Origin of the sequence: Aquamicrobium sp., assembly GCF_023954335.1 — a bacterium.
Classification (GTDB): domain Bacteria; phylum Pseudomonadota; class Alphaproteobacteria; order Rhizobiales; family Rhizobiaceae; genus Aerobium.
This window is the reverse complement of sequence record NZ_JAMLIE010000001.1, coordinates 1,480,583-1,493,579: the sequence shown is the minus strand read 5'-3', so window position 1 is coordinate 1,493,579 and position 12,997 is coordinate 1,480,583. Positions and strand designations below refer to the sequence as shown.

Annotated in this window: 14 protein-coding genes; 5 read left to right on the top strand and 9 right to left on the bottom strand. The window is 68.3% G+C overall.

Annotated elements, in window-relative coordinates:
• Positions 1-4: 4 nt before the first annotated feature.
• The 3 genes from M9945_RS07370 to M9945_RS07360 are packed head-to-tail and all read left to right on the top strand — an operon-like array spanning position 5 to position 4,816.
• Positions 5-1,303 carry a M16 family metallopeptidase gene (locus tag M9945_RS07370; protein WP_367943999.1) on the top strand — a complete coding sequence of 433 codons (1,299 nt, stop codon included), beginning with the start codon at positions 5-7 and terminating at the stop codon, positions 1,301-1,303.
• Between the two features lie 17 nt (positions 1,304-1,320).
• Positions 1,321-1,923, top strand: a complete 603-nt coding sequence (locus M9945_RS07365; protein ID WP_367943998.1) for a GNAT family N-acetyltransferase — start codon at positions 1,321-1,323, stop codon at positions 1,921-1,923.
• Positions 1,924-1,972: 49 nt separating this feature from the next.
• Positions 1,973-4,816 carry a putative bifunctional diguanylate cyclase/phosphodiesterase gene (locus M9945_RS07360; protein ID WP_367944791.1) on the top strand — a complete coding sequence of 948 codons (2,844 nt, stop codon included), beginning with the start codon at positions 1,973-1,975 and terminating at the stop codon, positions 4,814-4,816.
• Positions 4,817-4,828: 12 nt separating this feature from the next.
• Here M9945_RS07360 and M9945_RS07355 read toward each other — a convergent pair whose 3' ends face one another.
• Complete coding sequence (locus M9945_RS07355; protein WP_367928185.1) at positions 4,829-5,437, bottom strand: YqgE/AlgH family protein; 609 nt, start codon at positions 5,435-5,437, stop codon at positions 4,829-4,831.
• 43 nt (positions 5,438-5,480) lie between these two features.
• On the opposite strand from M9945_RS07355, the gene M9945_RS07350 reads away from it, so the two are divergent.
• A complete protein-coding gene (locus M9945_RS07350; protein WP_367943997.1) occupies positions 5,481-6,404 on the top strand; it encodes a protein-disulfide reductase DsbD domain-containing protein in 924 nt (307 codons plus the stop codon).
• A 149-nt stretch (positions 6,405-6,553) separates the two neighbouring features.
• Complete coding sequence (locus tag M9945_RS07345; protein WP_367928187.1) at positions 6,554-7,039, top strand: peroxiredoxin; 486 nt, start codon at positions 6,554-6,556, stop codon at positions 7,037-7,039.
• Positions 7,040-7,376: 337 nt separating this feature from the next.
• Here the strand turns inward: M9945_RS07345 and rnhA are convergent, their stop codons facing one another.
• The 8 genes from rnhA to M9945_RS07305 form a co-directional block, all read right to left on the bottom strand.
• Positions 7,377-7,844 (bottom strand): ribonuclease HI, encoded by a 468-nt coding sequence (gene rnhA / locus M9945_RS07340; RefSeq protein WP_367928188.1) that lies wholly within the window; start codon positions 7,842-7,844, stop codon positions 7,377-7,379.
• Complete coding sequence (locus tag M9945_RS07335) at positions 7,841-8,809, bottom strand: homoserine kinase (protein ID WP_367928189.1); 969 nt, start codon at positions 8,807-8,809, stop codon at positions 7,841-7,843. Before M9945_RS07335 ends, rnhA begins: the two co-directional genes overlap by 4 nt.
• Positions 8,809-9,804 carry a 4-hydroxy-3-methylbut-2-enyl diphosphate reductase gene (ispH, locus tag M9945_RS07330; protein ID WP_367928190.1) on the bottom strand — a complete coding sequence of 332 codons (996 nt, stop codon included), beginning with the start codon at positions 9,802-9,804 and terminating at the stop codon, positions 8,809-8,811. Before ispH ends, M9945_RS07335 begins: the two co-directional genes overlap by 1 nt.
• 124 nt (positions 9,805-9,928) lie before the next feature.
• On the bottom strand, positions 9,929-10,687 hold the full coding sequence (locus tag M9945_RS07325; RefSeq protein ID WP_367943996.1) for an SURF1 family protein: 759 nt from the start codon (positions 10,685-10,687) through the stop codon (positions 9,929-9,931).
• Complete coding sequence (locus tag M9945_RS07320) at positions 10,684-11,097, bottom strand: DUF983 domain-containing protein (RefSeq protein ID WP_367944790.1); 414 nt, start codon at positions 11,095-11,097, stop codon at positions 10,684-10,686. Before M9945_RS07320 ends, M9945_RS07325 begins: the two co-directional genes overlap by 4 nt.
• A gap of 105 nt (positions 11,098-11,202) precedes the next feature.
• Positions 11,203-12,084 (bottom strand): cytochrome c oxidase subunit 3, encoded by an 882-nt coding sequence (locus tag M9945_RS07315; protein WP_367943995.1) that lies wholly within the window; start codon positions 12,082-12,084, stop codon positions 11,203-11,205.
• Position 12,085: 1 nt separating this feature from the next.
• Complete coding sequence (locus M9945_RS07310) at positions 12,086-12,802, bottom strand: cytochrome c oxidase assembly protein (protein ID WP_367943994.1); 717 nt, start codon at positions 12,800-12,802, stop codon at positions 12,086-12,088.
• A gap of 7 nt (positions 12,803-12,809) precedes the next feature.
• On the bottom strand, positions 12,810-12,995 hold the full coding sequence (locus M9945_RS07305) for a hypothetical protein (RefSeq protein ID WP_367928262.1): 186 nt from the start codon (positions 12,993-12,995) through the stop codon (positions 12,810-12,812).
• Positions 12,996-12,997: the final 2 nt, after the last annotated feature.

Below are 12,997 nucleotides of genomic sequence, written 5' to 3'. Positions count from 1 at the left end.
TAAAATGGGTGTTGAGGTAAGCCGGCTGTCCAACGGCCTCACGGTCGCCACGGAAACGTTGCCGCATATCGAATCCGTGGCGCTCGGCGTCTGGGTCAAATCCGGCGCGCGTGACGAGCGCGGGGACGAGCACGGGCTCGCCCACCTGCTCGAGCACATGGCCTTCAAGGGCACGAGCGGCCGCAGCGCCTGGAAGATCGCCTCCGAGATCGAGGATGTCGGCGGCGAGATCAACGCCGCGACCAGCGTCGAGACCACGTCCTTCTACGCCCGCGTGCTCAAGGACGACATGCCGCTGGCCATCGACATCCTCGCCGACATCCTCAACGATTCCCTGTTCGACCCGCACGAGCTGGAGCGCGAGCAGCACGTCATCCTGCAGGAGATCGGCGCGGCGCACGACACGCCCGACGACATCGTCTTTGACCGCTTCACCGAGACCGCGTTCCGCGACCAGGCGCTCGGCCGCTCGATCCTCGGCACGCCGGAAACGGTCGAATCCTTCACCTCGGCGCAGCTCCATGCCTTCATGCAGCGCCAGTACGGCGCCGAGCGCATGGTGGTGGTCGCCGCCGGCGGCGTCGCCCACGACGATTTCGTCCGCGAGGTCGAGAAGCGGCTGGGCGCCTTCCGCACGCACGCCACCACCGACGCGCCCGAGACCGCGACCTATATCGGCGGCGATTTCCGCGAGGGCCGCGACCTGATGGACGCGCAGATCGTGCTCGGCTTCGAGGGCCGCGCCTATCACGTGCGCGACTTCTACGCGAGCCAGGTCCTGTCGATGATCCTCGGCGGCGGTATGTCCTCGCGCCTCTTCCAGGAAGTGCGCGAGAAGCGCGGCCTTTGCTATTCGGTCTACGCCTTCCACTGGGGCTTTTCCGACACCGGCATCTTCGGCGTCCATGCCGCCACCGGCAGGGAGGACATCGCCGAGCTGGTGCCAGTCATCGTCAACGAGCTGCGCCGCGCCGGCGAGGACATCACCGAGGAAGAGCTGAACCGTGCCCGCGCCCAGTATCGCGCCGGCCTGATGATGTCGCACGAGAGCGCGGCCTCCCGCGCCTCGCAGATCGCGCGCCAGCTCCTGCTGTTCGGCCGCCCCATCGCCACCGAGGAGCTGGTCGACAGGCTCTCCAAGCTGACGGTCGAGCGCCTGACGGATCTGTCCTCGCGCCTGTTCTCGACGCGCCCGACGCTTGCCGCCATCGGCCCCGTCTCGGCCCTGCCGGCCTTCGAGGCGGTCAGCGACAGCCTCGGCGGATCGACGCCCGCGCAGGTGCGGCACAAGCTCGCCGTCTGATCCTTCGGCCGCGCGCCATGCTGAAGCTGCCCCTCCTTCGCCGCGAGCCGCCGGCACTCGAGGGCAGTCGGGTAAGGCTGCGCGCGCCGCGAAATTCGGACTTTTCCGCCTGGTCGGCGCTGCGCCGCGAGAGCCGCGGCTTCCTCGAACCGTGGGAGCCTCGCTGGGCCGGCGACGAGCTCGACCGTTCCGGCTGGCGGCGGCGCATGCGCCGCTACCACGAGGATTTCGAGGCCGGCATCGCCATCGCCTATCTCATCTTCGAGAAGGAGGCGGGCCGCCTCGTCGGCGGCATCACCCTTGGCAACATCCGCTACGGGGTCGCGCAGTCAGCGCAGATCGGCTACTGGACCGGCGAGCGCCATGCCGGACGCGGCTACATGCAGGACGCCGTGCGGACGCTCGTCGTTCACGCTTTCGAAACCATGAGGTTGCACCGCATCGAAGCGGCCTGTATTCCGGGCAATGTGCGCTCGATCCGCGTACTTGAAAAAGCCGGATTCGAGCGGGAAGGACTGTTGCGGTCCTACCTGCGCATCAACGGCGTCTGGCAGGATCACTACATCTATGCGCGGGTCGCCGGCGATCCGGGCCCGGCACCAGCGAGACGAGAGGCTTAGGCGGTTGACGGCGACGACGCGAACGGGGCAACGGCTCGCATGCGCCTTTCTGGCGCTTCTCCTTCTGGTGTTCTCCTTTCCGGCCTCCGCCATCGAGCCGATCAAGATTTCCCGCGAGGACGTCGCGCTCGACCTGTCGCGCGCCGTCGAGATCTACCGCAACCAGGGCCAGAACTTCCAGGTCTCGACCGCGCCGGGCATCGACGGCATCGTGCGGCGCATCGAGGTCGAGGCGCTCGACGAGCGCTCCAGCGGCGACTGGGCCGTGTTCGCGCTCGCCAACACCACCGACCGCCAGCTCGACCGGCTGATCGTCGCGCCGCACTACCGCCTCGTCAATTCGGGGCTGATCTGGCCAGACCTCGGCTCCAACCGCATCGCCGCCATCACGCCGAGCGAGGGCTTCACGCTCGACCGGCAGGCGAGCCGCGACGCCGACATCTTCCTCGTGACGCTGAACCCCGGCTCCATCGTCACCTTCATCGCCGAATTGTCCTCGCCCCGGCTGCCGCAGGTCTATCTGTGGGAGCCGGACGCCTACAAGGACACGATGAACTCCTACACGCTGTTCCGCGGCATCGTCATCGGCATCGCCGGCCTCCTGGCGCTGTTCCTGACCATCCTGTTCGTGGTCAAGGGCACGTCGATGTTCCCGGCGACGGCGGCGCTGTCATGGGCGGTGCTGGCCTATATCTGCATCGATTTCGGCTTCCTGAACCAGGTGCTGGAGATCACCGCCGGCTCGGAGCGTTTGTGGCGCGCCGGCACCGAGATCGCGCTCGCCGCGACGCTGGTCGTGTTCCTCTACACCTATCTGAACCTCAACCGCTGGCACCTCCACTTCAGCTACGGCGCGTTCACATGGGTGCTGGCGCTGGTCGCGCTGTCGGGCGTGCTGCTGTTCGACCCGTCCGTCGCCTCCGGCATCGCGCGCTTCTCCTTCGCGCTCACCGCCGTCGTCGGCCTCGGCATCATCGCCTTCCTGTCGGCGCGGGGCTATGACCGCGCCATCATGCTGGTGCCGAGCTGGCTGATGATCCTCGTCTGGCTCGCCGGCTCGTGGATGGCGGTCACCGGCGCGCTCGACAACGACATCGTCCAACCGGCGCTCGGCGGCGGGCTGGTGCTCATCATCCTGCTGATCGGCTTCACCGTCATGCAGCACGCCTTCGCCGGCGGCGCGCTGCATCAGGGGCTGTTCAGCGACATGGAGCGGCAAGCGCTGGCCATCGCCGGCTCGGGCGACACGGTCTGGGACTGGGACGTGCTGCGCGACCGCGTCATCACCCGGCCCGACGTCACGCGCCAGCTCGGCCTGCCGCAGGGCAGCCTGCACGGCCCGGCGCGCAACTGGCTGCCGGCGCTGCATGCCGAGGACCGGGACACGTTCCGCACCACGCTCGACGTCATCCTGGAGCACCGGCGCGGGCGCGTGTCGCAATCCTTCCGCATGCGCGGCGCCGACGGGCACTATCACTGGTTCACGCTGAAGGCGCGGCCGATCATCGGCTCGGACGGCGAGATCATCCGCTGCGTCGGCACGCTGGTCGACGTGACCGAGCAGAAGAAGGCCGAGGAGCGCCTGCTGCACGACGCCGTCCACGACAACCTGACCGGCCTGCCGACGCGCGAGCTGTTCCTCGACCGGCTGGACGCGCTGATCTCCATCGCGCGGACGGGCGAGAGCGTGCGGCCGACCGTCATCGTCGTCGACATCGACCGGTTCAAGCAGGTCAATGACGGCCTCGGCATCTCGGCCGGCGATACCATCCTGCTCACCATCGCGCGGCGTCTGCATCGGCTGCTCAAGCCGCAGGATTCGCTGTCGCGCTTCGGTGGCGACCAGTTCGCCATGCTGCTCGTCTCCGAGCAGGAACCCACCCGCGTCGCCGCGGTCGCCGAGGCGATGAAGAAGGCGATCAACGCGCCGATCATGTTCGCCAAGCGCGAGATCGTGCTGTCGGCCTCGCTCGGGCTCGCCTCGTGGACCGCCTCGCACGCCAATGCCGGCGAGATGGTCAAGGACGCCGAACTCGCCATGCACCAGGCCAAGCGCTTCGGCGGCGACCGCATCGAGCCGTTCCGCCCGGCATTCCGCTCGGTCGGCACCGACCGGCTCCAGCTCGAATCCGACTTGCGCCGCGCCGTGGAGCGGCAGGAGCTGCGCCTCGCCTACCAGCCGATCGTGCGGCTGGAGGACCGCTCGATCGCCGGCTTCGAGGCGCTGCTGCGCTGGGAGCATCCGCGCCGCGGGCCCATCCCGCCGGCCGATTTCATCCCCGTCGCCGAGAATTGCGGCCTCATCGTCCCGCTCGGCCTGTTCGCCATGCAGCAGGCGGCCGACGACCTCGCCATGTGGCAGAAGCAGGTCGGCGAGGTGCCGCTGTCGGTTTCCGTCAACCTGTCGAGCCGGCAGCTGATCCGCCGCGATCTCGTCAGCGACGTGCGCTCGGTGGTGGCGCGCGCCAACATCAAGCCGCGTTGCTTCCGGCTGGAGCTGACCGAATCGCTGGTGATGGACAATCCCGAGCAGTCGGCCCACATCCTCGCCAAGCTGCGCCAGATCGGCATCGGCCTGTCGCTCGACGATTTCGGCACCGGCTATTCCTCGCTCGCCTACCTCACGCGCTTCCCCTTCGACACGATCAAGATCGACAAGAGCTTCATCGACGACACCAGCCCGAAGCGCTCGGTGCTCCTGCGCTCCATGGTCGGCATGGCGCACGAGCTCGGCCTGTCGGTGGTAGCCGAGGGCGTCGCCGACGACAACGACGCGCTGGAGCTGCGCCAGATGGGCTGCGAATACGTCCAGAGCTTCCTGTTCGGCCCGCCGATCCAGGCCGACGTGGCGCTCAGGCTGCTCAAGGAGCAGTATCCGCTGGTCAAGGCGTAAGGCGGGCCCGGCTCAGGCGTGCCCGGCCTCGCTGCTCAGATGCGTCGGGTTGATGCCGATCGAGGCGAGGATGCGGTCGTATTTCCGGTCGATGTCGGAATCGAACAGCAGGTCGACATTGGCCGGGCAGGTGAGCCAGCCGTTCTCGGCGATCTCGTGCTCGAGCTGCCCCGCCCCCCAGCCGGAATAGCCGAGCGCCATCAGCGCGTGGCGCGGCCCCTTGCCGGCCGAGATCGCCCTGAGGATATCGACCGTCGCCGTCAGGCAGACCTCGTCGGAGACCGGCATCGAGGATTCGACCGTGTAGTCGTCGCTGTGCAGGACGAAGCCGCGGCTGCGGTCCACCGGGCCGCCATGGCGCACGACGATGTCGCGCGTCTTGGCCGGCAGGCGTATGGCCTGCCGCTCGTCGAGGATGCCGAGCTGGACCAGGAGGTCGGGAAAGAGAAGCTGCTGCGCCTGGTTGATGATCAGGCCCATCGCCCCTTCCTCGCTGTGGGCGCAGACATAGATCACCGAACGCGCGAAGCGCTCGTCCTTCATGCCCGGCATGGCGATGAGGAACTGGTCGTCGAGGAAGCCGCTGCGCGGCATGCCTTTCTTTTTGCCCAACAGGTCCATGAAACGAAAGCTAGCGTGTTTCCCGCCGACGCGAAAGGGCATCATGAACGGTGATTTCGCCGGACGGACGGCCCTTGCCGCGTCTCACGCAATTATGATGGCGCGCGAGCGCGGGGCTGTTGCGAAAGCGCGCGGCTGGCTCCACATTCGCGCGATGTCGATCGCCCGCCTCCTGCCCAGCCTCCTGGCCGGATTGTCCATCGTTCTCGCCTGCGCCGGCGGCGCCGGCGCGGCGTCGAGCGGCTGGCACCATGTCGAGGGCGGCTCGATCCGCATCGTCACCAGCGGCGAGCCCGATGCCGGCGGCTTGCTGCGCGGCGCGCTCGAAATCCGGCTGAAGCCCGGCTGGAAGACCTACTGGCTCGACCCCGGCTCGGCGGGTGTGCCGCCGACGCTGACCGCGCTCGCGGGCGAGACCGATGCGGCGGTCGAGATCGGGTTCCCGCCGCCAAGCCGTTTCGACGACGGCTACGCCGCGTGGGCGGGCTACGACCAGCCGGTCTCGCTGGCGCTGACCATGGCGCTGCCGCAGGGCGCGACGACGCCGGCGCGGCTGGAGGCGAGCGTCTTCCTCGGCGTCTGCGAGACGATCTGCATCCCGGTCCAGGCGACGCTGTCGTTCGACCCGCGCAACAGCATGGCCGACCCGGCCGACGCCGCCGTGGTCGAGGCCGCCTTCGCCGCCCTGCCCGCGCCGGCGCGGCCCGATTTCTCCGCCGCGCTCGCCAGGGCGGACGACAAGGCGGTGGTGATCCGGCCGGTGCTGCCGGCCGGCGTGCGCGCGCTCGACCTTTTCGTCGCCGGGACCGAAAGCCTCGTCCTCGGCACGCCGGAAAAGGCGGGCGAGGACGGCACGTTCCGTGTCCCGGTCTCGCTGCGGACCGGCGAGGCCGGCGCGGACGTGACCTATACGCTCGTCACCGACGCCGGCGCGGTCACGGGCGTCATCGCGGTGCCGCCGCGCTAGCATGCCTCTATCCCGAAAGCGGGAAGCCAAAGCGTGAGGAGCGAATCTGAAAGATCGCGACGCGCTTTAACGCGCATTGCCATCGCCCGCACGAACCGGTAACCCTTGCCGCTTACGCTCCCAACCAGCCTTTCCGAACGAGGTGAAGCATGACCATCGCCGTTGGCCAGAAACTGCCGGACGCCACCTTCAAGACCCTGACGGGCGACGGCCCCAAGGAGCTGTCCACCGCCGACGTGTTCGCCGGCAAAAAGGTGGTGCTGTTCGGCGTGCCGGGGGCGTTCACGCCGACCTGCAACAACAACCACCTGCCGGGCTACGTCGAGAACCACGACGCGATCCTCGCCAAGGGCGTCGACCAGATCGCGGTGGTCGCGGTCAACGACGTCTTCGTCATGGGCGCATGGGCGCGCTCGACCGGGGGCGACGGCAAGATCCTGTTCCTCGCCGACGGCAGCGGCGATTTCGCCAAGGCGGCCGGGCTCGACATCGACCTTTCCAAGGCGGGCCTCGGCCTCCGGCTCAAGCGCTTCTCGGCCATCGTCGAGGACGGCACGGTGACGGCGCTCAACATCGAGGACGCGCCGGGCATGGTCGCCAATTCGGGCGCGGCGACGATCCTCGAGCAGCTCTGAACTTCCGGAGCGGTTCGCGCCGGCCCCTCACCGGCCCTACGGGCCATCTCTCCCCAGAGGGGAGAGGAAAGCTGCCGCAATGCCGGCGCTTCTCCAACCTTGGTTTTCCTCTCCCCTCTGGGGAGAGGTGCCGAGCGCAGCGAGGCGGTGAGGGGTTGCGGCCTCGGCGGTCAGGACGCGACGTCCAACGCCGGCGCCCCTTACCTGCCTGCCGGCATCCTCTCCCCGTGAACCGGGAGAGGAGAGACTGCCGCAACGCCGCCGCTTGCCCTTCTCCCCGTTCACGAGGAGAAGGTGATCCGAAGGGCCGGATGAGGGGCAGAGCCGGCGTTGGCGCTCAGGGCGCAACCGGCCCGACCGCCCTTCTCACCTTCTTGAACGGCGCCATCGCCAGCCGGGCGAGTTCGTCGGCGCGCTCGTTCTCCGGGTGGCCGGCATGGCCCTTGACCCAGTGCCACGTCACTTTGTGGCGGCGGCGGGCGGTGTCGAGCGCCTGCCACAGCTCGGCGTTCTTGACCGGCTTCTTCGCCGCCGTCTTCCAGCCGTTCCTCTTCCAGCCTTCGATCCAGCCGGAAATGCCGTCCTTGACGTAGTTGGAATCGGTGTGGAGGTCGACGGCGCACGGCTCCTTCAGCGCGTTCAGCGCCTCGATCGCGGCCATCAGCTCCATGCGGTTGTTGGTGGTGTCGGCCTCGCCGCCCGACAGCTCCTTCTCGATGCCGCCCCAGCGCAGGATCGCGCCCCAGCCGCCGGGGCCGGGATTGCCCGAGCAGGCCCCGTCGGTGAAGATCTCGACCTGCTTCATGGGCGGGCGAGGCCGTATTCGCTGGCCGAGGCGACCGCGCGGTGGAAGCGCAGCTTGCGCACATATTCCATCGGGTCGCGCTTCATCACCAGCGCGCCGTCCGGTCCGTGCAGCCAGTCGTAGAGCCGCGTCAGCATGAAGCGCAGGGCCGAGCCGCGCGCCAGCAGCGGCAGCACCTCCGCCTCGGCCGGCGCCAGCGGGCGCACGCTCTGGTAGCCGGCGAGCAGCGCCGTCCCCTTGGTCAGGTTGAAGGCGTGGTCGCGCTCGAAGCACCACGCGTTGAGGCAGGTGGCGAGATCGTAGGCGAAGAAGTCGTTGCAGGCGAAATAGAAATCGATCAGCCCCGAGAGCCTGTCGCCGAGGAAGAAGACGTTGTCCGGGAAGAGGTCGGCATGGATGACGCCGGCGGGAAGGCCGCGCGGCCAGCCGGCCTCGAGCACGGAAAAATCGGCCGCGACCTCTGCCCCCAGCCCCGGCTCGACCTCGTCGGCGCGGGCGAGGCAGCCGTCCCACAGCGTGCGCCAGCCCGGCAGCGACAGGGCGTTGGGGCGGGCGAGCGGAAAGTCGGCCCCGGCGACATGCAGGCGCGCCAGCGCCTCGCCCACCGCCCGGCAGTGGGCCGGCGTCGGCCGGCGCGGCCACATGCCTTCGAGGAAGGTGATGATCGCCGCCGGCCGGCCGGCGAGGTCGCCGGTCATCTCGCCGTTCCTGCGGCGCACCGGCAGCGGGCAGGAGACGCCGCGCTTTGCCAGATGTTCCATCAGGCCGAGGAAGAACGGCAGGTCCGACCGCTCCACCCGCTTCTCGTAGAGCGTCAGGATGAACGGGCCGGCCCCGGTGTGGAGGACGAAGTTCGAGTTCTCCGTGCCCTCGGCGATGCCCTTGTAGGACAGGAGCCCGCCGAGATCGTAGCCGCCCAGGAAGGCGGCGAGCTCCGCCTCGGTGATGTCGGTGTAGACGGCCATCAGGCGTTCCCGTTCACGAACGCCATGTCGGCGGTCGTCAGCTCGACGTCGCGCAGCACACGATTGACGAGGAAGGTTTCCGTTTCCTCGGCGGTGATGGCCAGCTCCATCTTGACCTCGAAACGCTGGCGGAAGGCGTCGATGATCTCGTCGACGATGATCTCGGGGGCGGACGCGCCGGCCGAGAGGCCGAGCGTCGCGATGTCGCCGATGTCGCTCCAGTCGATCTCGGCGGCGCGCTGGACGAGCAGCCCGCGCGTCGCGCCGGCCCGCTCGGCGACCTCGACCAGCCGCCTGGAATTCGACGAGTTGGGCGCGCCGACGACGATGAACAGGTCCGCGCCGGGCGCGGCCTCCTTGACCGCGTCCTGGCGGTTGGTCGTGGCGTAGCAGATCGATTCCGCCGCCGGCGCCTGCATGGCGGGAAAGCGCTTCTGGAGCGCGCGGATGATGCCGTCGGTGTCGTCCACCGACAGCGTCGTCTGGGTGACGAAGCCGAGCGCCTCGGGGTCGGCCGGCATGATCCACGCCGCGTCCGCCTCGGTCTCGACCAGCGTCACCGCGCCTTCCGGCAGCTGGCCCATGGTGCCGATGACTTCCGGGTGGCCGGCATGGCCGACGAGCAGGACGTGGCGGCCCTGGCGGTGGTGGCGCATCGCCTGCTTGTGGACCTTGGAGACCAGCGGACAGGTGGCGTCGAGATAGAACAGGTTCCGCGCCTCGGCGTCCTGCGGCACGGATTTCGGCACGCCGTGGGCGGAGAACACCACCGGTTTGTCGTGATGCTCGGGCGGGATCTCATCGAGCTCCTCGATGAAGATCGCGCCGCGCTCCTGCAGCCCCTCGACGACGTAGCGGTTGTGGACGATCTCGTGCCTTACATAGACGGGGGGGCCGTATTTCTTCAGCGCCAGCACCACGATCTGGATCGCGCGGTCGACACCGGCGCAGAAACCGCGCGGGCCGCATAGCCTGATCGTCAGGGGTGGCTTCATCGTCTCGTCTCTTTTCCGGGCGTGATGCTTGCTGGAGATCGCCCATCCGCCACAGGCCAGATGGCTGTTGCGCCCCGGCCTGTCAACCCGGCTTCTGTGGGGCCGGCTTCTGTGGGGCCGCCATCTATCCGGCCGGAGTCCGCCACCGTCGCCAGAGCCAGACGCCCATCACCCCGGCAAGCGCGGCGGCGAGGCCGTACCAGGTGACGGCGTATTGAAGGTGGCTGTTGGGCATGTCGACCAGCGTCACCCCGCCGACGGGCAGCCCGCCGGGATTGGGCGCGTCGTCGGCATCGACGAAGAAGGGCAGGTAGTCGCCGGGCGCGCCGACGCCGGCGCTCGCCGCCATGGCGCCGATGTCCTTCCAGTAGAAGATGTTCTTTTCCGGGTCGTTGTCCGGCATCAGCGAATTGGGCTTCCCGTCGACCCGGTTGCGGGCGAGGCCGGCGATCTCCCGCCTCCCCTCGACCTGCCCTTCGGGGCGGGTGGCGGCGTCCTTAAGGTCGAACGGCACGAAACCGCGATTGACGAGGACCAGCCGGCCGTCGTCGAGCGCAAGCGGCGTATAGACGAAATAGCCCGAATGCCCCTTGTGGGTGGCGAAGAAATGCCGCTCGCCCTCGTGACGGAAGGTGCCGGCGAGCGAGACGGGCCAGTAATCGACATCGCCCGCCTCGGCAAGCCGCGCCTCGATGGCGGCGAGCGGCTGGGGCGCAGAGTCGATGCGGGCGTCGATGGTGGCGATCAGCCCTTCCTTCCAGTGGAGCCGCTGCACCTGCCATGTGCCGAGGCCGAGGAGGATGGCGAGGGCGGCGAGGCCGAGGACGACGAAGAGCACCGTGCTCGCGCGCCGGCGCGCCGGCCTGCCGCTGTCAGCACTCATCGCTCTTCCCCGCCGGAGCCGTTTTCCAGCCGGCCCTCGGCCGCCTTGTTACGGTATTGCAGCACGATCAGCAGGCCCTTCAACGCGCGCAGCGCGGCCAGCGAAAGCACGAGGGTCAGCGGTATCCACAACATGAAATGCAGCCACAGCGGCGGATTGTGGTTGACCTCCATCCACAGCGCCAGCCCGACGACGACGAAGCCAATGATGAGGATGACGAACACGGCCGGGCCGTCGCCGGCATCGGCGAAGGAATAGTCGAGCCGGCAATTGCCGCAGCGGTCGCCGACGGCGAGGAAGCCCTTGAACAGTCGGCCCTCGCCGCAGCGCGGGCAGCGGCCGGAGAGCCCGGCCCTGACCGGATCGACCGGCGGCCAGATGGCCGTGTCGCCGTGCTGGCTCTCGCTCATGTTCTCGCTCATGGCATTTCCGTCCTTGCCGTTGCCGGCCTTCCCAAGAGAAAGGCGGCCGTGTCGCCACGGCCGCCCCCGTTCTATCCGTTCGGATCGTTCGCCTCAATGCGCGGCGATGGTGCCGCCCGCCGAACCCCAGACATAGATGGCCGCGAAGAGGAACAGCCAGACCACGTCGACGAAATGCCAGTACCACGCCGCCGCCTCGAAGCCGAAATGCTGCTGGGCGGTGAAATGGCCGGCCATCGCCCGCAGCAGGCAGACGATCAGGAAGATCGTGCCGATGATGACGTGGAAGCCGTGGAAGCCCGTGGCCATGAAGAAGGTCGCCCCATAGATCGACTGCTTGAAGTCGAACGGCGCGTGCGCGTACTCGTAGAACTGCACGTAGGAGAACAGCAGGCCGAGCGCGACGGTGATCGCCAGCCCCCAGACCATCCCCTTGCGGTCGTCGTGCAGCAGCGCATGGTGCGCCCAGGTCAGCGTCGTGCCCGACAGCAGCAGGATGATGGTGTTGTAGAGCGGCAGGTGGAAGGGATCGAGGATCTCGATGCCCTTCGGCGGCCAGACGCCGCCGGTGTACTCCGACCGCAGGACCTGCTGCGCCTCGCCGGGGAACAGGCTGACGTCGAAGAAGGCCCAGAACCAGGCGGCGAAGAACATCACCTCCGAGGCGATGAACATGATCATGCCGTAGCGCAGGTGGATCGACACCACGCGCGTGTGATGCCCCTCATGCGCCTCGCGGATCGTGTCCGACCACCAGGCGAACATGACGTAAAGCACCAAAGCGAGGCCGACGAAGAACACCCACGGGGTCGCCAGCGGAATGCCGAGGAGCGAGAAATCGGCATTGCCCTTGAGATACTGCATCCAGCCGATGCCGCCGATCGCCAGCACGAAGGCAGCCAGCGAGCCGAGGACCGGCCAGGGGCTCGGGTCGATGATGTGATAGTCGTGATGCTTGGCGTGGGCGTCTGCCATTCTATCCCCCGAGTTTCGTGTCGGTGCTGGTTTGCGTCTTCCCGGCCGCGGTCTGACCCTGCGGTCCGTCCTTGTCGATCGGGAAGAAGGTGTAGGAAAGGGTTATGGTATGGATGTTCTTCAGCTCCGGCACGTCGACGATGGCCGGATCGACATAGAACACGACCGGCATGTCCATGGTCTCGCCGGGCGCGAGCTCGGTGTCGGTGAAGCAGAAGCACTCGACCTTCATGAAATAGGCGCCGGCGAGCTGCGGCGTCACGTTGAAGCTGGCGCGGCCGGAGGTCGGGCGCGAGAAGACGTTCTTCGCCTCGTAGCTCGCCTGCGTCGTCTCGCCGATCTTCACCGTCACGTCGCGCGCGACGGGCTTGAAGGCCCATGGCAGGCCGCCGGCGACGTTGGCGTCGAAGCGCACGGTGATCTCGCGGTCGAGGACGACGTCCGAATATTGCGTGACGCGCTGGGTGGTGCCGCCATAGCCGGTCACCCGGCAGAACAGATCGTAGAGCGGCACCGCGGCATAGGACATGCCCAGCATGGTGCCGAAAAAGGTCAGGCACACGAGAACGACGACGCGGTTCGAGCGCCGCTCGCCCCTACCTTCTTGCCGCTCGCGCGGGGACGGGCGAAAGCCCGGTCCGCGGTCGCGGCCTTGTTCCGGCTCGCGGATGCCCCGCTCGCCTCCACTCCCTGCCGTTCGCGGTGCAAGATCGCTCATCGCATCCTCACATAGGCCGGTTGAGGATCGCCGGCCCGAACTTGACCAGGGTGATGACGTAGAACAGCACCACGAGCGCGGCGAGCGCGAGGCCGATGGCGATCGACCGGCTGCGGCGCGCCTTCTTCTGCGCCTCGGTCATCTCGACGCCCTTGGGGGCACCATTGTCTTCCATGACGATCCTGCCTTCCATCA